The organism is Flavobacterium piscisymbiosum, from assembly GCF_020905295.1.
Lineage (GTDB): Bacteria > Bacteroidota > Bacteroidia > Flavobacteriales > Flavobacteriaceae > Flavobacterium > Flavobacterium piscisymbiosum.
In genome coordinates, this window is record NZ_JAJJMM010000001.1 from 1224915 (window position 1) to 1247080 (window position 22166).

20 protein-coding genes are annotated in these 22166 nt (G+C 31.0%); 13 read left to right on the plus strand and 7 right to left on the minus strand.

Annotated features, from left to right (window positions below):
- The first annotated feature begins 42 nt into the window (after window positions 1-42).
- Window positions 43-474 (plus strand): ribose 5-phosphate isomerase B, encoded by a 432-nt coding sequence (rpiB, locus tag LNP81_RS05545; RefSeq protein WP_230034060.1) that lies wholly within the window; start codon window positions 43-45, stop codon window positions 472-474.
- A gap of 128 nt (window positions 475-602) precedes the next feature.
- Here the strand turns inward: rpiB and LNP81_RS05550 are convergent, their stop codons facing one another.
- On the minus strand, window positions 603-911 hold the full coding sequence (locus tag LNP81_RS05550; RefSeq protein WP_230034062.1) for a DUF1294 domain-containing protein: 309 nt from the start codon (window positions 909-911) through the stop codon (window positions 603-605).
- 123 nt (window positions 912-1034) lie between these two features.
- On the opposite strand from LNP81_RS05550, the gene LNP81_RS05555 reads away from it, so the two are divergent.
- The 6 genes from LNP81_RS05555 to LNP81_RS05580 all read left to right on the plus strand — a co-directional run bounded on the left by LNP81_RS05555 (window position 1035) and on the right by LNP81_RS05580 (window position 10132).
- The gene (locus LNP81_RS05555) at window positions 1035-2903 is read left to right on the plus strand and encodes a DUF3858 domain-containing protein (RefSeq protein WP_230034064.1); all 1869 of its coding nucleotides are present in this window, start codon (window positions 1035-1037) and stop codon (window positions 2901-2903) included.
- Complete coding sequence (locus LNP81_RS05560) at window positions 2903-4822, plus strand: DUF3857 domain-containing protein (RefSeq protein ID WP_230034066.1); 1920 nt, start codon at window positions 2903-2905, stop codon at window positions 4820-4822. The genes LNP81_RS05555 and LNP81_RS05560 overlap by 1 nt, the downstream gene beginning before the upstream one ends.
- Window positions 4823-4857: 35 nt before the next feature.
- On the plus strand, window positions 4858-5676 hold the full coding sequence (locus LNP81_RS05565) for a BRO family protein (protein WP_230034068.1): 819 nt from the start codon (window positions 4858-4860) through the stop codon (window positions 5674-5676).
- 124 nt (window positions 5677-5800) lie between these two features.
- Window positions 5801-7924 (plus strand): Tex family protein, encoded by a 2124-nt coding sequence (locus LNP81_RS05570; RefSeq protein ID WP_230034070.1) that lies wholly within the window; start codon window positions 5801-5803, stop codon window positions 7922-7924.
- 40 nt (window positions 7925-7964) lie between these two features.
- Window positions 7965-9293 (plus strand): AAA family ATPase, encoded by a 1329-nt coding sequence (locus tag LNP81_RS05575; RefSeq protein WP_230034072.1) that lies wholly within the window; start codon window positions 7965-7967, stop codon window positions 9291-9293.
- Between the two features lie 8 nt (window positions 9294-9301).
- On the plus strand, window positions 9302-10132 hold the full coding sequence (locus LNP81_RS05580; RefSeq protein WP_230034074.1) for an HNH endonuclease family protein: 831 nt from the start codon (window positions 9302-9304) through the stop codon (window positions 10130-10132).
- 107 nt (window positions 10133-10239) lie between these two features.
- Here the strand turns inward: LNP81_RS05580 and LNP81_RS05585 are convergent, their stop codons facing one another.
- Together LNP81_RS05585 and LNP81_RS05590 are read right to left on the minus strand one after the other, a co-directional pair.
- Window positions 10240-11637 carry a glycosyl hydrolase family 8 gene (locus tag LNP81_RS05585; protein WP_230034076.1) on the minus strand — a complete coding sequence of 466 codons (1398 nt, stop codon included), beginning with the start codon at window positions 11635-11637 and terminating at the stop codon, window positions 10240-10242.
- Between the two features lie 107 nt (window positions 11638-11744).
- The gene (locus LNP81_RS05590; protein ID WP_055096778.1) at window positions 11745-11933 is read right to left on the minus strand and encodes a Sec-independent protein translocase subunit TatA/TatB; all 189 of its coding nucleotides are present in this window, start codon (window positions 11931-11933) and stop codon (window positions 11745-11747) included.
- A 211-nt stretch (window positions 11934-12144) separates the two neighbouring features.
- On the opposite strand from LNP81_RS05590, the gene LNP81_RS05595 reads away from it, so the two are divergent.
- From LNP81_RS05595 to LNP81_RS05620, 6 genes are all read left to right on the plus strand, one after another.
- Entirely contained in the window at window positions 12145-12645 is a 501-nt protein-coding gene (locus LNP81_RS05595) for a peptidase (protein WP_230034078.1), read from the plus strand.
- A gap of 11 nt (window positions 12646-12656) precedes the next feature.
- The gene (locus tag LNP81_RS05600) at window positions 12657-14141 is read left to right on the plus strand and encodes a GH3 auxin-responsive promoter family protein (RefSeq protein WP_230034080.1); all 1485 of its coding nucleotides are present in this window, start codon (window positions 12657-12659) and stop codon (window positions 14139-14141) included.
- Window positions 14142-14152: 11 nt separating this feature from the next.
- The gene (locus LNP81_RS05605; RefSeq protein WP_230034082.1) at window positions 14153-14542 is read left to right on the plus strand and encodes a hypothetical protein; all 390 of its coding nucleotides are present in this window, start codon (window positions 14153-14155) and stop codon (window positions 14540-14542) included.
- Between the two features lie 121 nt (window positions 14543-14663).
- On the plus strand, window positions 14664-16343 hold the full coding sequence (locus tag LNP81_RS05610) for a DUF6909 family protein (RefSeq protein WP_230034084.1): 1680 nt from the start codon (window positions 14664-14666) through the stop codon (window positions 16341-16343).
- Window positions 16344-16351: 8 nt separating this feature from the next.
- Window positions 16352-17323: a hypothetical protein gene (locus LNP81_RS05615; protein ID WP_230034086.1), complete on the plus strand. Its 972-nt coding sequence runs from the start codon at window positions 16352-16354 to the stop codon at window positions 17321-17323.
- A 42-nt stretch (window positions 17324-17365) separates the two neighbouring features.
- Entirely contained in the window at window positions 17366-18556 is a 1191-nt protein-coding gene (locus tag LNP81_RS05620; RefSeq protein ID WP_230034088.1) for a hypothetical protein, read from the plus strand.
- Here the strand turns inward: LNP81_RS05620 and LNP81_RS05625 are convergent.
- Genes LNP81_RS05625 through LNP81_RS05640 form a run of 4 tightly spaced genes read right to left on the minus strand, consistent with a single transcriptional unit; the run spans window position 18500 to window position 22139 of the window.
- Window positions 18500-19720, minus strand: coding sequence for an O-antigen ligase family protein (locus tag LNP81_RS05625; RefSeq protein WP_230034090.1), 1221 nt, complete (start codon window positions 19718-19720; stop codon window positions 18500-18502). The two genes, LNP81_RS05620 and LNP81_RS05625, sit on opposite strands and share 57 nt — an antisense overlap.
- A complete protein-coding gene (locus tag LNP81_RS05630; RefSeq protein ID WP_230034092.1) occupies window positions 19717-20619 on the minus strand; it encodes a hypothetical protein in 903 nt (300 codons plus the stop codon). The genes LNP81_RS05625 and LNP81_RS05630 overlap by 4 nt, the downstream gene beginning before the upstream one ends.
- Complete coding sequence (locus LNP81_RS05635; protein WP_230034094.1) at window positions 20616-21872, minus strand: oligosaccharide flippase family protein; 1257 nt, start codon at window positions 21870-21872, stop codon at window positions 20616-20618. The genes LNP81_RS05630 and LNP81_RS05635 overlap by 4 nt, the downstream gene beginning before the upstream one ends.
- 18 nt (window positions 21873-21890) lie before the next feature.
- Window positions 21891-22139, minus strand: coding sequence for a hypothetical protein (locus tag LNP81_RS05640; protein ID WP_230034095.1), 249 nt, complete (start codon window positions 22137-22139; stop codon window positions 21891-21893).
- Between the last annotated feature and the right edge of the window lie 27 nt (window positions 22140-22166).

Genomic DNA, 22166 nt, shown 5'->3' on the forward strand with positions numbered 1-22166 from the left:
ACTTTAAGTAAATTTGCAAAACACAACTTAATAGTATTTAAAATGAAAATTTCGATAGGAAACGACCACGCAGGACCAGATTATAAAAAAGCAATCGTTGCAATGCTTAAAGCAAAAAGATATGAAGTAACCAATTATGGTACAGATTCTGAAGATTCTGTTGATTATCCTGATTTTGGACATCCGGTTGCCAATGATGTATCTGAAGGTAAAGCTGATTTTGGAATCGTGATCTGCGGAAGCGGAAACGGAATTGCAATGACTGTTAATAAACATCCTAAAGTAAGAGCTGGCTTGTGCTGGACTAAAGAAATTGCTTATTTAACGCGTTTGCATAATGATGCTAATATTGTGAGTATTCCGGCACGTTTTACATCTATCCCTCAAGCGGTAGAAATTGTTGAAACGTTCCTGACAACTGCTTTTGAGGGTGGAAGACACCAAAACAGAGTGAACAAAATTGCTTGTCAATAAAAAGTCAAAAAAATTGGGTGCTTCGCACTAATATAAATATCAAGCCGGGCGGATTTTTAAAATTCCCCCGGTTTTTTTTATTCAAATAACTTACATTCAGATAATTATAAGGTTATTAACATTGTTGATTATTTATAATTAGTCAAAAATAAAGCAATATTAAAAACATCTACATTATAAACAAACAAAAGAACAGCAATCAAGATCTGAATAAAAACAATTGCCGAAAATTTTAAAATAAAAGAAGCTTTACTGGTTTTATGTCTAAAGATGATCATTGCTAATAACAAACCTACAGAACCTCCAAAAGCTGCAAGTGCAAAAAGTGAATTTTCGGGAATTCTTCTTTTATGATTGATTACTAAATACTTATCATAACCGGCAAAGATAAAGGCAATACTATTTATAAGTAGAAAATAAAATGCTAGAATATTCATTGGTTTAAAAAATAAAGAGCAAAGATATTATTTTAAGAAGCTAATGCAGTAAATCTGGTTATTTTCGCAAATAAGTTTATTTTTGTTAAAATTTAACTCCCCAAATATTATATCAAAAACCTAATGAAAAGAATATTTTATCTGGCATTTTTCGCGTGTCATTTTTTGTGCGCGCAAGAAAAATCAAAAGTACTTTATCGTAATGAAATTGTTTATTTATCGAATAAAAGCAAATTAGAAATTGAATCTTTTATCGAAGAACAAAGAGAAATTGCCAAAAGTAAAAATGTAAATGAATACTCGATAAACATTCCGTACGATAATTTTAGTGAAATTTCGAACATAAAAGGTGCTGCAATAAATGCAAAAACCAACAAGAAAAGTAAACTTTCGCAGTATGACATTAGTACAAATGAGTTGAAACAAAGGGATATTTTTTATAGCGATAATAAATACAAACACTTTGATTTTAATAATGTTGAAGATAAATCGAAGGTTGAATTCTCGTATAAAGTAAAGCAAAACGAACCACGATTATTATCTTTTTTTGCTTTTCAGCACGAACTACAAACTGTTGCTTCACAATTTCAGATAAAATCAGATCCATCTATCGAAATTGGTTATAAACTTTTTGGAGATCATCAGGATAAAATTGTTTTCGAAAAAACGAAAGAAGAAAACCTCGATGTTTATACCTGGAAAGTTACAGATATGCCCTCTTTTGAAGAGGAAAACAGGGCACCAAATTTTACTTATTTCCTGCCTCATATTGTTTATTACATCAAAAGTTATACTAAGGATAACAAGAAAGAAGCGCTTTTTCCGGATGTTGAGCATTTGTACAAATGGTATTATTCGTTGGTAAAAGATATTAACAAATTAGACCAAACGGCTCTTAAAACTAAAACTTCAGAATTAATAAAAGACAAAACAAATCCTAAAGACAAGGCAAAAGCAATTTACAATTGGGTTCAGGAAAACATTCATTATGTAGCTTTTGAGTACGAAATGGGAGGTTTTATTCCGCGTGATGCGGCATCAGTTTTTGATAAAAAATACGGGGATTGCAAAGACATTTCGAACTTACTAAATGAAATGTTTAAAACTGCCGGATTAGAGTCAAACCTAGTCTGGATTGGTACAAGAGATAAGCCGTATAGTTTTGTAGATGTTCCAACGCCTTTGGTAAGCAATCACATGATCGCGTCTGTAAAAATCGATAAACAGCGCTATTTTGTTGACGGGACCGATTCTTTTTGTCCGTTTACATTTCCTTCTGCAATGATTCAGGGCAAAGAAGGACTTATAGGAATATCTGAAACTGAATTTGTTATTGAAAAAGTTCCTGTAATAGATAAAAAAGAGAACCATCTAAAAGTTGATATGAAGTTGAAAATCAATGATGATGGAGTTCAGGGCGCAGCAAAATTATTACTTTCCGGTTATGAGAAAAGTGATTTTTTAAATGTTTTAGCTTCTAATAAACAAAAGCAGGACGAAATCTTAAAAAGTGGTCTGACCCGATACAATCAAAAACTCGAAATAGAAAACACCGAAGTTAAAAAGAATGAGTATGACAACAAAGATGCAGAGCTTTTGTACAATTTTAAACTGGAATCCTGGACGAAGAAAATAGGGGATAAGATGATTGTAAAACCTATTTTATTAGCTCCTTTTAAAGGGTATATTATTGACACTAAAGAAAGAAAACTTTCTATAGAAAACGACAATTTGTTTACAAATGACTTTACTTATGTCTATGAAATTCCCGAAAATTATCAGCTTGACTTTATTCCGGAGAACAGTAAGAAAGAAAATGAAGTTTTAAGTTATGATATATCGTATAAAAAAGATAAAAAAAACCTGATCGTATCTCAAAAAATTGCACTTAAAAAATTAGTTATCGAAACCAAAGATTTTGACAACTGGAATGCATTAGTAAACGAATTAAACAACCAATACAACCAATCCATCATATTAATAAAAAAATAATGAAAAAAACATTACTAATCCTACTATTCACTTTTTTAATAAAAGCACACGCACAAGAAATTAAAAGTTACTCCTGGGATGCAGTTCCGGCATTTCAGGCCATTCCAGAAGAATATAAAAAAGAACCCGCTGTAATTTTATTTGATAAAAGATGGGTTCATACCAGAATTAATCCCAATTTGTATGGTTTTGCAAAATTTAAAATGGAACATTTTGCAGTAAAAATAAATGAGTCTTCAGAAATCAGCAAATACAATAAAGTTACTGCAGATGATAATACAACGATTCGTGATACAAAAGATTTTCACGCCAGGGTTATTAAACCTAACGGCGATGTTAGGGTTTTATCTGAAAGTCAGATTGTAAATTCGGATTTAAAAAATGTAAAATCGATTGTTTTTGAAGGAGTTGAAAAAGGCGATATTCTGGAGTATTATTTTATTGTAAAAGAGAATCCAACATCAAACGGAATCGAAATTTATCAAAAAGATGCGCCGGTATTGCATGCTGAGTTCACACTTACAGAATCTGGATCGGCTATGTCGAGAGTATATACTTCGGGTGAATTTCATTATAATAAAGTAAAAGGCAAGACATTTTTTACTGCAGATAATATCCAGCCGCTTGTAAACGAAAAAAGCTCAAAGAAATTTAGAAATCTGGTTAAGGTATTGTATTTAATTACCGGATCTCCTGCCGAAATGAGTAATAAAAAATGGGAAACGTATTTTAAAAATTACATTAGAAACAAACCTTATGCTTTTTCGAATGGCGATGTTAAAAAGCTTGTTCAGAAATTGGATATAAAAGATAAATCTAACGATGAAAAATTAACCATTCTGGACGAATACATCAGAACCCATTTTGAACCTTATGCCGAAGGAGAAACAATTAATACTAAAATTAAGATAACAGAAGGAAATTCGAAATTAGCGAGTAGGGATTTTATTTTTCTGTATAAATATGCTTTTGATATTCTTAAAATTCCATACGAAATCATTGCTACCGAAGATCGTTTTATAGGAGATCTTGACGATGAGATTGTAACGTTTTATGAGTTTACAGATATTAATTTCTATTTTAGGGATTTAAATAAATTTATCTCACCAAATGTGGTCTATCTTGCTTACGGAAATCCAAGCTATGATTATCAGGACACAAAGGCAAAAGGATATAATGTACAAAAGAAACAGGAAAGTTATGTTTATGCTCCGGTAGTTTCATCAGATTTTACTAAAATAGCAACGGAATCAGTTGTAACTTTGAGCCCTGATTTATCAAAAGTAACGATAGATAAAAAAATGTCAAGTACCGGTTATACAGGTCAAATGCTGCGTTATTCGTATAATGATTTGTCTAATAACGAAGAAAAAAAGGAGCTTACAGATTTTGTAAAAGATGTGTTACTTGATGAAGTTGATGTAAAGGTTTTAGAACAAAAAGCCGAAAATTTAGAGTTTAAAAATAATTATACAAATACGCCGTTTATTATTAATTCAAAACTGGAATCGGTAGAATCATTTACTGAAAAAGCCGGAAATTTACTTTTAGTGAATCTGGGAAAGATCATCGGAAAACAGGCTAATCTTTATCAGGAAAATACCAGAAAAACAGATATTGATTTAAAATACACAAAAGAATACCATCATAGTATTGTCTTTAACATCCCGAAAGGATATCAGGTAGATCATTACAATGATTTAGTGATAGACAAAGAAATGAAATTTGATGAAAGCAAAAACTGTTCGTTTAAATCGACTGTAAAAGTAGATGGAAATCAGGTTATCATCACAATTGATGAAAAATACAAAGCAATAAATTATCCAAAAGAGATTTATCAGGAATATAGAAAAGTATATAATGCATCTGCAGATTTTAGCAAAGCAAGCATTGTGTTAAAGCCAATTAAGAAGAAATAAAAATACAATTAATAAATACTCTAACAGATATCGAAATGAGTCCAATACAATTATTTGAGCAAAAAAAAGTAAGAAGTCACTATGATGCTGAAAAAGAAATTTGGTATTTCTCGGTAATTGATGTGATTGAGATTTTAACAAATAGTCTTAATCCAAGAGATTATTGGTATAAAATGAAAATTAGAGTTAAAACTGATGATGGATTTGAACTGTCGACAGTTTGTCGACAGTTCAAAATGCTTGCTGATGATGGAAAAAACAGATTGACTGACACTGCGGATACTGAAACTTTGTTACGTTTAATTCAATCTATTCCATCTCCCAAAGCAGAACCTTTTAAACAATGGCTAGCTAAAGTTGGTTATGAAAGAATCCAAGAATTGGGAGATCCTTCTCAAAGTTTAGATCGCGCTCGTGAAAATTGGCAAAACTTAGGTCGAAGCGAAAAATGGATTCAGCAGCGAATGACAGGCCAGGAAACTCGTAATAAACTGACTGATTATTGGAAAGAATCCGGAGTAGAAAAAAAGGACGAATTTGCAATGCTTACCAATATTATTCATCAGGAATGGACGGGATTATCTGTAAAAAAGCATAAAGAAGTAAAGGGATTAAAATCTCAAAACTTAAGAGATCATATGTCTGAAGCGGAACTAATTTTTACTGCTTTAGCCGAACTTTCGACCCGACAAATTGCCGAAAGTGATGAAGCAAAAGGTCTGTTAGAAAATGCAAAAGCAAGTAAAAAAGGTGGAGCAATTGCAAAAAATGCCCGAATAGCTCTGGAAGATAAAACGGGAAAAAGTGTTGTAACTGGAGAAAATTTTTTACCTCCAACAAAAAAACAAACTTGAGTAAAATAGAATTAAAACGATTCCCGGATTTGTATTAATTTTGATATTTTTAAAACAATAAAATAAAAAACCATTGCGAACTTTGCGAAACATTTTGCAGCCTTTGCGGTTAAAATAAATAAGAATGACTAATATTCAATTCATTGCCAAGACTGTTCAAACAGCAGCAATTAACATTCAAAACACGGTAAAATTATTAGAGGAAGATTGTACGATTCCGTTTATTTCGCGTTACCGAAAAGATACAACCGGAAATCTTGATGAAGTTCAAATTGAGCAAATTGCAAAACTTCAGAAAGATTATGAAGCAATTGTAAAACGTAAAGAAGCGGTTTTAAAATCGATCGAAGAACAAAAAGCGCTTACGCCTGAATTGAAACAAAAAATTGAGCAAAGTTTTGACTTACAAGAAATTGAAGATTTTTACCTTCCGTACAAAAAGAAGAAAAAAACAAAAGCCGATGTTGCCCGCGAGTTTGGCCTTGAACCATTGGCAAAAATAATCATGTCTGAAAATGATGTTGATATCGATTTTATTTCGACGCAATATCTGAATGAAAATGTAATTAATGAAGAAGCTGCGATGCAAGGCGCCAGAGATATTGTTGCCGAATGGATCAACGAGAATATTTATGTTCGTAAGCAATTGCGAAGATTATTTAATAGAAAAGCAACGATTGGAACCAAAGTCGTAAAAAAGAAAGCTGAAGAAGAAGGAGCGCAAAAATTCAGTCAGTATTTTGATTGGGAAGAACCTTTGACAAAAGCACCTTCGCACAGATTATTGGCCATGCTTCGTGCAGAAAATGAAGGTTTTGTCAAGATGAAAGTAGATGTTGATATCGACGAAGCTTATGATATTATTGATGAAATTGTCATTAAAAAACAAAATAGTACAACAGCTCATTTGCAATTGGCGATAGAAGATAGTTACAAAAGATTGTTGAATCCGGCAATTGGAAACGAAACTTTGCAAGAAGCAAAAGCCAAGGCTGATGCCAATTCTATTCAGGTTTTTGCCAACAATTTAGGACAACTTTTATTGGCGCCGCCTTTGGGCGAAAAACGTATTCTGGCAATCGATCCAGGATTCAGGAGCGGTTGTAAAGTAGTTTGTCTGGATGAAAAAGGCGATTTATTGTATAACGAAACGATTTATCCGCACGCACCTCAAAATGAGGAAACAATGGCGATCAAGAAAATCCGTTCGATGGTAAATGCGTATCAAATTGATGCGATTTCTATAGGAAACGGAACGGCTTCGAGAGAAACCGAATTTTTCATCAAAAAAATTGCGTTCGACAAACCGTTGCAGGTTTTTATTGTTTCTGAGGCTGGAGCTTCGGTATATTCGGCATCAAAAATTGCAAGAGAAGAATTCCCTAATTATGATGTTACCGTTCGTGGATCGGTTTCTATTGGCAGACGACTTTCAGATCCTTTGGCCGAATTGGTAAAAATCGACCCGAAAGCCATTGGCGTAGGCCAATATCAACACGATGTTGACCAAACCAAGCTAAAAGAAGAATTAGATAACACTGTAATTCGTTGCGTGAACTCGGTTGGAATCAATATCAACACGGCGAGTAAACATTTACTAAGTTATGTAAGTGGAATAGGAGAGAAGCTTGCTGAAAACATTGTACAATATCGTTCAGAAAATGGTCCGTTTGAGGATAGAAAACAGCTGAAAAAAGTGCCTCGCTTAGGCGAGAAAGCGTATCAGCAAGGTGCAGCTTTTATTAGAATTTCGAATGCTAAAAATCCATTGGATAATTCGGCAGTGCATCCTGAAGCTTATCCTGTCGTGGAGAAAATGGCAAAAGATTTAAAACTTTCTGTAAACGACTTAATTGCCAACAAAGAGAAAACAGCCCTTATTAAAGCCGAAAACTATATTACGCCTGAAGTAGGTTTACTTACACTGAAAGACATCATAAAAGAGCTTGAAAAACCCGGATTAGACCCAAGAAAGTCAGCTAAGGTTTTTGAATTTGATGCAAACGTAAAATCAATCAAAGATTTGAAAACCGGAATGATTTTACCGGGAATTGTGAATAACATTACCAATTTCGGTTGTTTTGTCGACATCGGAATCAAAGAAAGCGGATTGGTTCATATTTCGCAATTGAAAGCAGGATTTGTAAGCGATGTAAATGAAGTGGTAAAATTGCATCAGCATGTTGATGTAAAGGTTACAGAAGTTGATGAAGATAGAAAGAGAATTCAGTTGACGATGGTATTGTAGAATAAAATCTTCGTATTTTTGTTAATAATTGAAACTTGAAATGGAAAATAAAAAAGATATTGTAGATAATAAGGATCATTCTTATTTCTATTCTTTAGAATTAGAAGGGGTTAATTGTTTTAAAGACAAGCAAACATTAGACTTATCTGATGGGAAAGGCAATTATTCTCCTTGGACAATTATTTTGGGAGATAATGGTACTGGGAAAACAACCTTATTAAAAGTTTTAGATAGAATGCAACCAGATTCTGCGGCAGTAGATCTCAAAAAGCTAAAAATAGATTCTCAAGGTAAAATATTTTTACCTCAATATTTTATTAGTGGGATTGAAGGTACTTTTAAAAATATGTTAAGTGAATTGAAAGAAAAAAGCATTTCAGTTTTATTAAAATTAATAAACAATGGTGAATTTAGAAAAGTTGAGGTTAGTTCAAATATTGATAACTTAGATTCTTTATATGATGAACGTTTCAGTAATTCTTTTCTAATTTCATATGGTGCATCAAGAAGAATGAGTAAATCAACCAGCTTAAAAACAAGCGTTAGTTCTAAATTTACATCTCTATTTGATGATAAGATAGAATTGATTAATGCAGAAGAATGGTTATTACAGAAGGAAACTTTATCAGACTTAGCCGAGCCACATTCGAAAATTAAATTTAAAAGAGATTTAGAATTGGTAAAAAATTTACTAAAAGATGTTTTACCAGACGTAAGTAATATTGGAATTAAGCCGGTAAATGAAAAAAATCCAAACCTCTTAATAGAAGTTCAAACTTCTTATGGATTAGTTAATTTACGAGATTTAAGTTTTGGATATCAAACCTTAACCGCATTAATTGTTGATATTGCTGCAAATATGATGGATAAATATTTAAATTCTGAAAATCCATTGGCAGAACCCGTCATCATTTTAATTGATGAAATCGATTTACATTTACACCCAAAATGGCAAAGAACCGTAGTTGATAAGTTATCATACCATTTTCCACAAGCTCAATTTATAGTTACTGCACATAGTCCTTTAATTGTTCAGTCAGCACAAGATAAAGACGCTAATATCGTTGTTTGTAGAAAAGAAGGGGATAGAGTAATTATTGATAATGATCCTGAAAGTGTAAAAGGATGGAGAATAGATCAAATTTTAACCTCTGATTTATTTGAAGTAAGTAGTTCAAAATCAATTGATTTTGAAGAAATAAGAAATGAGAAAACAAGTATCCTTTTAAAGAATGAATTATCTGATTCTGATAAGAAAAGATTAAATTTTTTAAATCAAAAACTTAATGATACTCCTGTTTTTTCGTCTAAAGAAGCTATCGATGCAGAAGAATTGATTAAAAAAGCAGCTGAACTATTAAAAAAATAGTTTCTATTATGATAAAGATAGTTAAGGATGAAGCTCCTGAAAAATTAATCAAAAATGGTTCGGCACAAACTAAAATTGATTTAGAAGAATATTCGAATAATAAAACAAAATATAATTCTGGCGAATCAAAATTTGAAGCTTTTAGTACAATATATAATTCTGATATAGTACGAGATACTTTAGAAAGTATTCAAAAAAACAAATGTTGTTACTGTGAGACCAAAAGTACTAGAAGTAATAGTGATGTAGAGCATTTTAGACCCAAAGCCGCATATTCATCCAGTTTTAAAGGAAACAGTTTATATCCTGGATATTTTTGGTTAGCTTATGATTGGGATAATGTATTTTTAGCTTGTCAAGTTTGTAATCAGATTTTTAAAAATGATTTTTTTCCTATTGAAACAGAATCAACAAGAGCACAGTTTAATAATTTTGAAATAGAGAATGAGGTTTCATTATTTGTTCATCCTTCGCATGATGAACCGGAAGATGAAATAGAATATAGAGAAAGTATACCATTTGGAAAAACGAAAAAAGGTAAAATTACTATTGCTTACCTTGGTTTTGGTTCACTTGAACATGGAAAAGAATTTGGTCTAGAATATTCTAAAAAGCATAAAATTAGAATTAATAGACTTTTTGAAGAAAGAGAAATCTTTTATCAAGAAAAGGCAAAGATTTATAGAACAATAAAACTGTTAGAAACAAAAGAATTAGATTCTGAAGGATTGCAAGTTTTAAATGGACTTAAGCATATTATTGATAATGCACAAAATTTAGATTCAGAATGGTCATCTATGATAAAATGTGCAGTTAAAAATGAATTTAAAGAATATTAAAATTATCAGAACATGTTACATTTAATGATAGTTTAAAAATTGCAAATCAAAAAAAACAAAAACTCCCAAATTACAATCGTAATTTGGGAGTTTTTAGTTTTTATAAATTATTTCAAAATCACTTTTTTAGTAATACTTTTAAAATCATCATTCGAAATCTTTATCAAATAAACTCCAGACGATTGATTTGCTAAATTAATCTCGGTATTTTCCGCAGTTGTTTTTTGTTGATGAATAACAATCCCGGAAGGAGAAATTACTGAAATAGTAGATTGCTGAGGTGCATTCACAGTAAATCGATTAGCACTTGGGTTTGGGAAAAGCGTAACAGTAGATTTTTCAATATCAAAATCACCAGTAGATAAAGTGGTAGTTGGCGGAAAATAAAAATTACCTGTTAATAAAAAAGAATATAATGTTTTTAAGGTATGATTGAAATAACTGCCAGGTTCACTGAGATTTTTTAAGTCGGCGTAAGAAGTATCAAGATGCATTTGGTTATCGCCTCCCATGGCCGCACAGGCAAATGCACCCACAAATGTTCCGTTGTGCCATTGACCTATTGCAGTTCCGTTTTGGTTATAACCATCTTTAATGTTAGAAGATCCGCCTAGATTTACGCGAACAAAATCTGAGGATTTTTTTGTGTAAGCTTTCGCATCGACATTTCCAAACCATAAATAGTCAACGGCGATTCTCCAGGGCGTTCTTGCAGCATCGTAAGTATATGTTTTTCCTCCATTATTATAACCACCGGCTTGAGAAGAATAAGCGCCAGAAGCTTCGCACCAGTCAGAAACTAATCCGCCAACGGCATTGTTTTGTATTAAATTGTTGTTGATAATAGTGTACGATTTTGCTGCAACCTGATTCCAAAAAGTTACATCATTCGTAAAAGTTCCAAAAACTCTGTAATAAGCAGGAGAGAAGTAAGACGGATTTGTAATTTGGCTTCCGCCGAATTGATCTCCGGGTTTTAAAACAAAAGTATTGGCTTCGATTTCATAATTTTTAATGGCAGAAATTAAAGCAGTCGCATCACTTTTATAATTAATATTTCCAGTGCTTCCCCATTGATAATCGGCAACGATAAGCGCTAAGGCAGCATCAAGTTCAGCATCGGTTGCTCCGTTTTGTCCAATAGTACCAGAACAGCCGTTTATTTTCCAGTTCATTACTTTGTTGCCGTTTACATTGTCTTTGTAATACAGCCAGAGTCCATCAAATAATGTTTTATCGGCCATATAAACGCTTAGGAGCATTCCGTAACCAATTCCTTCAGAAACAGTTTCCCAGGAATTGTCGAATTTTACACGGTATCTTTCATTCGAGCAGGCTTCAACAAAATTGGCCTTCCAGATATCGTAGTTGTTTTTAGCATCCTGACTGTTTTTATTCGTTGGCATTAAACCATTTGCAAATACAACATTGGCAGGAAACGGCTGCTTTTGTGCGTAACTTTTGAGACACAAAAAAGCAACAGTAATCAGAAGTAGGTTTTTCATAATTATTGTTATTTGATTTAGGGACTCTAAAAGTAAGTTTTTTTAGATAAAAATAAAAACCCCAAACTACAATTGTAATTTGGGGTTTATAATAAGTATTTAAATTCTTATTTAATTTCTTCCTCTTCTTTTTTAACAGAAGGTGCAGGAGGGGTTTGATCGTCTTTAGCAGCGTTTTTAAATTCCTTAATTCCGCTTCCTAAACCTTTCATTAATTCCGGTATTTTTTTACCTCCAAAAAGTAATATCACGATACCTACTATTACGAGGATTTCTGTAAGACCTAATCTTCCCATGGTTTGTATATTTAATGCCGTAGCAAATTGTTGTTCTAATTGTTTCGCAAATGTATATAGAATATACGAAGAACAACAGGATTTGGTTTAAAATATTTGTTTATTGTAGCGTTAAATATTTTATAAAATCCTGAAATAACTGTATTCGTTCCTTTTTGTCGGGCATCAACAAGGCGATTAATTATTATATTTGCTCGTATAAACAACCATAATGACTAAGAAAAAATTCAATTTCAGAAAAAATTTATTCATCAAAAACCGATTGGTGATTTTGAATGAGGACAATTTCGAAGAAATTTTTTCATTCAAACTAACTTTAATGAATGTTTTCGTAACGTTCATGTTAGGAGGAATTTTTTTAATTTTAATTACTACTTTTATCATTGCTTTTACTCCTTTGCGCGAACTAATTCCCGGATATTCTTCGACAGAATTAAAAAAGAATGCAACTGAACTGGCTATTAAATCAGATTCGTTAGAAACCGCTTTAAAGAAAAATGAAGCCTATATAAAAGGGATTCAGAAAGTACTAACGGGCGAATTAGAATATGCAAAATTCAGTAAAGATTCTATTTTAGCTGATGCTGATGAGCCTTCGCAAGTAAATATGAAAGCCTCTGAAGAAGAAATTAAATTAAGAGAAGAAGTGGCAAAGATGGAGAAGGAGCCGGGCGAAAAAACTCGAAGTAAAAACAAAAGTGACAAGAAATAATACCATAAAAAATGTCTATTAAATCAGTAGCAGCAAAATTATTTGCCACCAAAATATACTATAAAACACAGGCTTGGGCCAATAAACCGGTCGAAACTCAACAAGCGGTATTTAAGAATTTAATAAATAGTGCCAAGGAAACCCAGTTTGGTACAGATCATCATTTTGATAAAATAAAAACGGTTCATGATTTCAGGAAGCGTGTCCCGATTCGTGACTACGAAGATTTAAAATCCTATATCGACAAAGTTCGAATGGGCGAAAAAAATATTCTCTGGAAAGGAAAACCGCTCTATTTTGCTAAAACCTCAGGAACAACCTCAGGGGCAAAATATATTCCGCTGACCAAAGAATCAATGCCATATCATATTGAAGCTTCAAGAAATGCAATTCTTCATTATATATATGAAACCGGAAATGCTGATTTTGTTGATGGAAAAATGATTTTCCTGCAGGGAAGTCCAATTTTAATTGAAAAATACGGAATCAAATTTGGAAGATTATCCGGAATCGGAGCGCATTTTGTACCCAAATATCTTCAAAAAAACAGAATGCCTTCGTGGGAAACCAATTGTATCGAAGATTGGGATACCAAAGTAAATGCCATTGTAGAGGAAACAATCGAGCAGGATATGACCATAATTTCGGGAATTCCGTCCTGGGTTCAAATGTATTTTGAACGTTTACAGGAAAAAAGCGGAGGGAAGAAAATTGGAGATTTGTTTAAAAACTTCAATCTATTCATTTACGGAGGAGTCAATTATGAACCATATCGCGCCAAGTTCGAAAAAATGATTGGCCGAAAAGTAGATAGTATTGAGTTGTTTCCAGCTTCAGAAGGTTTTTTTGCCTATCAGGATTCTCAAAAATCAAAAGGAATGCTATTGTTGCTGAATTCAGGAATTTTCTATGAATTTATAAAAGCAGATGAATTCTTTACAGAAAATCCAAAAAGCTACACCATTGGCGAAGTAGAAATGGGTGTAAATTATGCTTTGATTGTTTCTACAAATGCGGGACTTTGGCGTTATAATATTGGCGATACAGTTCAGTTTACTTCGTTGTTTCCGCACAGAGTTATCGTTTCCGGCCGAATCAAGCATTATATTTCTGCTTTTGGAGAACACGTTATTGCCAACGAAGTCGAAAGCGCCATGAAAGAAGCCACAGCAGGAACCAAAATTGTAATTAACGAATTTACCGTTGCGCCACAAATAAACCCTTCAAGCGGATTACCATATCACGAATGGCTGATAGAATTCGAAAATGAGCCTGAAAATATAGAAGCTTTCGCCGAAACAATAGACGATTCGATGCGAAAACAAAACATTTATTACGACGATTTAATCACCGGAAATGTTTTAAGGAAAGTGGTGGTAACCAAAGTTTCGAAAAACGGTTTTCAGGATTATATGAAATCACAAGGAAAATTAGGCGGACAGAATAAAATTCCGAGATTGTCGAATGACAGAAAGATTGCAGATAATTTGAAGTAGGAAAGAACAAAATGGATCAACATACCTCATATGAACAAACTAAAAATCGAGAATGCGATTTTATAGTTCAATATCGTTTTTTTTCTGAAGAAGAAGGAGGAAGAAAAACAGGAAATCCTGTGCAAGGTTATCGTTCCGACTTTATGTATTCAGGTGATGAAAATTTAAAACAATTATGGATGATTTGGCCTGAGTTTTTAGATAATGAAAACAATGTCATTTTAGATAAATCTATACGTGTTTCGACTTCAGGTAAGGCAAAAATGTGGATATTAAATGAAACATTATTTGAATTACATAAAGATAGAGTTAAAATGGGATTAAAAGGTTTTTTTATGGAGGGACCCCATAAAGTGGCGGAATGTGAGGTAATTCAAATTGTTAATCTTAGTTTAAAATAAATGTTATTAAATAATGACATGAGCAGATTTCAGTTGAATTAACATTTTTAATTCCTAATTTCGTTTAATAAATACAAATATTACATCTTCTCAAACAGAAGATTTTTTAAAATAAAATAGCATGAAAGAAACCAAACATATATCAAGATCAAGAGCGCAGGAATCATCTGCCGCAATCGAAAAAATGTACATTACAATGCGCCACTTATTCAACCGTGGGTTTTATAAACCTATGGGGGTTTCGGGCGATAGTTTACGCGAATCATTACTGGCATTACGTCCGGAAATTTACGGAAATATAGGCGAAGAAAAAGTAGAACTTAACGGACTTTTGTACGTTATAGAACGTTTGCCAATAGGAATCGAACAATGTAGATTCATCAATTTAACTTCAGACGAAGGATATTCTAAATCGCATTTTCAGGCCATTGTTCCTCCAAAAAGGCGACGTAATTGTTACAGAATCGACGAAGAACAAATGAATGTTGAAATCACTCGCGGGAGATCAGATATTTATGATATCCTGACGCATTTGACTTTTATTTTTATTGAATCTCATAAAATCAAAAACAGGGTTTTATTAGACGATGGAGGCGAAGTTTCGCGCGATTGGTTAAAATTAGAGCAAGCCGTTTTACAAACCAAAAAGCTTTCTCAAATAGAAAAAGAAAAAGCAATTTCGCATGTTGCCAATATTTTAGCAAGAACTTTCGAAGAAGTTTTGGATATCTATGACGCTTTTGGATCAGAAAATGCTCCGGATCGTTTCCTGCATGTTATTTATTGGTTAGGAAAATTAGCAATCGAAGAAGTGATCGATAATAATAAACGTACCATAACTTTTAGTCCTGTATTAAGAGAACGTTTAGGACACCATATTCACGGTGAAATCTGGGCAACCAACATTAAGGAAGTGCTTAAGGCAAACAATCTTTTAAAGCGTCCAATTCATGTAATAAGTGCAAACATGCACAGTGTGATGAATTCTATTTTTGTAACTCCGTTGTTGAAAACAAAATTCAAGGACAAGTCTGATTTTTATATTTATGAAGAATTAAGTAAATCAGGTGCAAAAGAAACCAGAAGTATTGTCGAAGAATTAGCCTTAAAAAATGGTATGATTTCACTGCCTGATAGTTCAGGAACGAATATCGACGTTCAAATTTTTGATACTGCCAAAATTGACTGGGCAAAAACTGCATTTCCAAAAACAGTTGTTGACCAAGCGGCTCCGGTTATTATTGTAATGGATTATGCTTTTGGAGAACAAGCTTACGAAACGATCGACGAACTTTTAAAACCATATAAAAAAGAAACTTTACTAAATGTAAGATCAGTTTCGATAATGGGTAAAGCCGGAATTCTGGAAGGCGGAAAAGGCGATATCATGATTCCTACAGCGCATATAAACGAAGGAACGGCGGATAATTATTTCTTCGAAAATGAATTAACTGGCGCAATGTTCGAAGGAAACGACATTGCTGTTTTTGAAGGTGCAATGGTTACCGTTTTAGGAACATCATTACAAAATAGAGATTTACTGAAATTCTTTCACGAATCGACCTGGGGAGTAATTGGTCTTGAAATGGAAGGATCTTACTATCAGAAAGCCATTCAATCGGCATCAAAAATTAGAAAAAGTGTTCCGCACGATATCAAAGTTCGTTATGCCTATTATGCCTCAGATAATCCTCTTGAAACCGGAAGTACATTAGCTTCAGGCGGATTAGGAACAACAGGTGTAAAACCAACATATTTGATTACTATTAAAATTCTGGAACAAATTTTCAACGTAAAATAAAAGGATAAATGAGTACAAAAGTACCCCAAAACAATGAAGATCAAGAAATTGATTTAGTCGTGATTTCTAAAAAAATAAGTAATTTTTTCAACGGAATTAATACTTCTATTTTTAGAGCAATTCAGTTTTTTATTCGAAACTGGATCATTGTTTTGATCTTAATTTTGGCGGGATTTGGTTTGGGGTGGTTTTTAGATAAGACTCAAAAAACATATGACAATCAGATAATTGTTCAACCTAATTTTGGAAGTGTTGATTATTTGTATGCTAAGGTCGATTTAATTCAATCTAAGATACTAACGAATGATACAGCATTTTTTAAATCAATTGGTATTTCACAAAAACCGACACTAAGCAAGATTTCGATTGAACCCATAGTAGATGTATTTAAGTTTGTTAATAACAACGAGCAAAATCTCGAAGTATTAAAGTTAATAACCAATAATGGCGATTTAAAATCTGTTATTAAGGAGACAACTACAAGTAAAAATTATCCATTTTATGTTATTAATTTTTCAACAAAAAGCCTATCAAAAGACGGAATTTATGCAAATGCATTATTGAATTATATCAATTCAAGTAAATATTATATAGATATTCAAAAAGTTTCGGTATTAAACATCAAAGAAAAAATAAAAAAGAATGAAGAGATTATTTCGCAGATAGACGCTGTTTTAAACAAAGTTCCAGTTTCGGGTAGTTCAAGCCATGATAAATTGGTTTATTACAATGAAAACACACAATTAAATGATTTGGTTAAAACGAAAGACGGTTTAATAAGAGAAAATGCAAATTATAAAATAGACCTTATAACATCTGATAAAATTGTAAAAGAGAGTTCAGTTACAACTAATATGGAGAATACGGAATCTGTTAAAGGAAAACTTAAAATTATATTGCCAATATTGTTGGTGTTTGTCTTTATTTTCATTGTTTTTATCAAACGATTTTATAAAAAACAGCAAGCATTACAAGTATAATAAAATTGTTTTTTTAATTCATTAGTCATTTCTTATTTTAAGATGAAGAATATTTTACTGCTTAAATTAAACAATGAAAGACTAAGAGAAATTCTTTTTTTTATAGCTGTTCTTTTATTGGTTATCATACCCAAAGGAGGTTTTAAAATTGCTGGCGTGCCTATCACATGGGGCTATTTGTATTTAGGATTATTATTTATTTTATCAATAATTATAATTGTTAATAAATACAAATTTACCGTTAATAGTAAGCATTACATGTGTTATCTAGCTACATTGCCTTTTGTGCTTTTTTTTACAATTCACCTTTTAATTTTTGGATATGAAGGCAGCCTGGGAAATCTAATTGCTTTTTATATTAGTTTTGTTTTTTTGCCCTTTTTATTTTACATTATTTTAGGTAATTTTTTAACTAAGATAAATGGTGATTATATTCAGAATTTAATTGCTAAATCAGTTTTTTGGATTGCTATTTACGGGATCTTCTTATTTATTTACAAACAAATAACAGGACATTTTTTAGAAATACCTTATATTACAGTAAACGCTGCAGATTTAGGAGAGTTAGCGAGATCTAAATTTAATCAAAGAGGATCTGTTGCTAAATTAATATCTACCTACAATAATGGTAATATTTTTGGAGTTTGCACGCTAATGTTATTTCCCGTTTTTTATAATAAAACTGCATCAAAATTTAAGATCTTCATTGTAATTTTAGCTTTAATTCTTACTTTATCCCGAACAGTTTGGATAGGATTAATTTTTTATTTTTTAATCCTTTACAGAAACAAGTTATTACAACTTGCCAAAGTGTATTTATTAGGAGCTTTATTGCTATTTATTATAGGATCGATAGTTATGACGCGTTATTTTCAATATGGATCCTTACAAGGATTTATTCTTGATTCTAATTTAGGAGGCAGAATTTTACAAATTAGAAAAGTAAATGAAATAACATTTTTTGGGAGTAAAGCATACACTATAATTGATGAAATAGTTTATTTATCAATTTTTAGACAGTTTGGAGTCATAGGTTTATTACTATTTTGTATTTCATTTTTTGCACCGGTTTATTTATTTCTTCAAACCAAAAACAACAACTTTATTTATTTTCTAGGAGTCATAACTTATTTGTTTGTATGCTTTAGCGATGGTTGTATGTTGCTAATACCTACTTTAGCTTTTTTCTATTTTATTTGTACAATGACTTTTATTAGGCAGGACAGAACCTAAAAAGAGAATGTCACAAAACATATAAATATAGATTCCATACTGACGTACTAGAATGTTTTCAGTTAAAAAAGAAAAAGTAAATAATAAGGTTATTAAAAAATAGAGGTAATTTTTACTCTTTAGAGCAGTTTTTAGTTTTATAAAAAGCATTAAAACAAATAGAATAAAGAGAACAAATCCGCCTTTTAAAAAAAAATCCAAATATTGATTATGTGCATTTAAATTGTCTTTAGAAAGGTCACTAAAACCATATTTATCATAACAATTATTTAGTTTAGATTGGATTAAATGATTGTCCATTCCTAAAAAATTTGATTCAGCTATGGTTTGTAAAGAACAATAACAAATCGTATAACGAGATGAATTTTTAATGTTGTTTTTATTCAAAAATTGAATGTCATCCTGAAAACGCTGTGATAAAAAAAGCACTACAAGAGATATTAAAAGTAACATAATTACAACAACCTTTGAGTTCATTTTTTTGCTTTTAAAAGCAAAAAAATAATAGTTTAAAGCACTTAAAAAAATAATAGAATAAAGAATGATTCGCGTATTTATTACTATTAAACTTAGCAGTAATAGTGCGATTACAAGTATAAGACAGGTTTTAATTTTAGTATTTAAGGTCTTATCATGAATTAAAAAATCAGAAACTAAAAGGATTGCTATTCCTACCCAAAGACTAATATAAGTACCGTGAATATGTATGGTATTCTCTAAATTAAATCGGGCAAAATACCAGTTAAAATGGTGGTTAGGAATGTCGTTGATATAGAAGCAAACAATAAAAATACTTATTAAAGTAATAGAAAAACAATAGGTCAAAAGTATTCGTTGCTTGTTTTTTATAAAAAAATCTGATTCGTATAAAAATGAGCTAAACAAAGGCACAATAAACAAAAGAAAACTATTAGCAATAACCTGAATGCTCTTATTATTAAAATAAAAAAGATTAAAGCAAAGTAAAACAAAAAACGAAAGTAGAAACGGAACTTTTTTTATTGAAAAAAAATTTTTCGCAGAACGATATTGAAGTAGTAAAAATAAACTAGCAATAGCCATTATAATAACTTGTACTGCTTCAAACATATATAAAGCTGAAGCAAAAGCTAAAAGATATAATGAAACGATTGTTGCTTTATTTTTTTTAGTTTCTATTATCATTTAGTAAGCTTTTTAAAAACAAATTTAATTTTATCCTGTAAAGAGTCAGGTAATTTTTCTCTTATAAATTGAATTATTTTTTTTTTGCTTTTTAATTTAAATAACTGAAAATTACTAATATCTATTTTTAGAGAATCAATTTCATTTTCGGAGATAAAACCCAAAGATTTCCATTTTGTTGGGTCATTTTCATGAAAATTTTTAAACTCAGTATAATTATTTAAATTTATATTTTTCCAAAATTGATAAAAAGCGATATTATCAGAATCATCTCTATGAGACCAATTGGTTATTTTAGTGTAGATTTCGTCCTCGTCTCTTGCCCAGGATTGATGTAATAAAACAAATTTGGTTATTATTTTTTTTGAGTGCCTTGTTGCCCTCATGTATTTATATTTAGGGTAATTAGTAGCAACTTCTATGGCATCAAATGAATCCTTTATGTATAAAAAACCACCCTGTACTTTTTTAAATAATGTAATCCATTGTACATGAATCTCAACGGGTTTTGTTTTTGGATTTATCAAAAAATGATTTTTTTCTTTTAAAAAAGAAGTAAAGTTTTTAAAATCATTAAAATATTCATCGCTGTCAATTTGAATATGCCAGCCTCCATCGCCCATTGCTTTTGCTAGTAAATTACGCTCTCTGGTATCATTTTCAGCAGGAGAATTTTCAGCAATGTAAAAAGTATCTTCGTAAATAGTAATTTTATTTAAAGTATCAAATTCTTTAATCCACTCAAAAAAAAGAGGATCTATAAATAATGGATTTCCACTCCAGGTCAAACGATCTTTATCTACTGCAAGAACAATCAAATCTGAAGCATCATATACTAACGGAATCGATTTGTATAAATACTTAAAATCATAAGAAACAAGAAATCCAACTTTAATCATTTACTAAAGAAATTTAAATCTTTGTTACTTTGAACTTTATAATTAAGATACAAAGTAATAAATAATTCGGTTATTATGAGGGTTGCAATCATTCCTTCAACTTTAAACAAAAAAGATAAAAGAAACGAAAGTATAATATTTATAACTAATCCTATAAAATAACCAGAAAAGTAAATGTTTTTCTTTTCATGTAAAAGTAAAGACATGTATGCAGATTGATTTAAAGAAGCAATTAAAGGAATTGGCGAAAGTAAAATTAAATATCTACTTGATTCTAAGATGTAAACGCTACTTAAGACTGAGATAATTTGCTCTGAAAAAAGAATTAGAATTATTGTCCCGACAGAAAAAAGTACTAAATAGGATTTGAAAATTAATCGTAAATTTTTGTTTAATTCTAATAGAGATGAAACACCAATTTTGCATATTTTAGGGAACACACCTTGAAATAAAACACCTATACAATGTTTTCCTAACATAATAACTTTCTCAGCAACACTGTACATACCTACAACTTTAGATTCAAAAAACACACCTAAAATCAAAGTACCAGAGTTTAATATAGAACAAATTGTTAAATTGGTTAGAAACATTTTAAAACCATATTGTAATTCTGAATAAATCTCTTTGAATGAAGTTCGTGAATAAGTAAAATTTTCTTTTATGGCTAGATAGAAATAGGAAACAATAAAAATCAGACTATCAAATACGCCAAGTATAAAAAATAAAATCTGAAAAGAATTTTTGCTTTTTACAAACAATAATATTGTTAACAAACAAGCTATTTTGAATATTGAATTAATAATAAAATAGATATTTACTTTATTTAAACCAATAAAAATCCAATGCGCATTTTGTGTACGTGAAAATAGCATAACAAAAAGAGAAGCAAATAGCAAAGAATTATTACTAATATCATTGTATAAGTGTACAAGTAAAAAAAGAAGCAAAAAAGAAGGAATAGTTAGTAACAACTTAGTGTTTATTACTGTAGAAATATAATGACTAATGGCTGTAGAATTATATTGTAACTTGCCTATTTTAATAGGTCCAAGAGCATTCCAGGAATAATCATTAATAACAGAAATGTAATTAATTAAAGCTAGTGAAATAGCAATTAAGCCATAGTTAGTAATTCCAAATACCTGAATGTAAAATGGAATTAAAATTACAGGAAATAAAAAATTAATAAAATTAATTCCGAAGCTTAAAAAAATATTTTTAATCACAATTATGTAAAATAAAGGCTCCATACATTTGGAGCCAAGTTTTTAGAGTGATTTATCAACAGAATCTTCAGGATTACCTTGAGGTGCCCAAGAACCTGATTTATCATTTCTCATAGTAACAGAACCAGTTTCGGTATCTAATACAAATAAACAAACCTCACCTGTATCAGCTCTTTGAATAACAGTCATTTGGTATTTTCCTATTTGGTTTTTTTCCTCTGTTGTTTTTTGAGGCTCTTGACAAGAGATAATTAATAAAGAAATAGCAATTATAAAAGCGATTTTTTTCATTTGTTAATGATTTTTCAAATTTGAAAT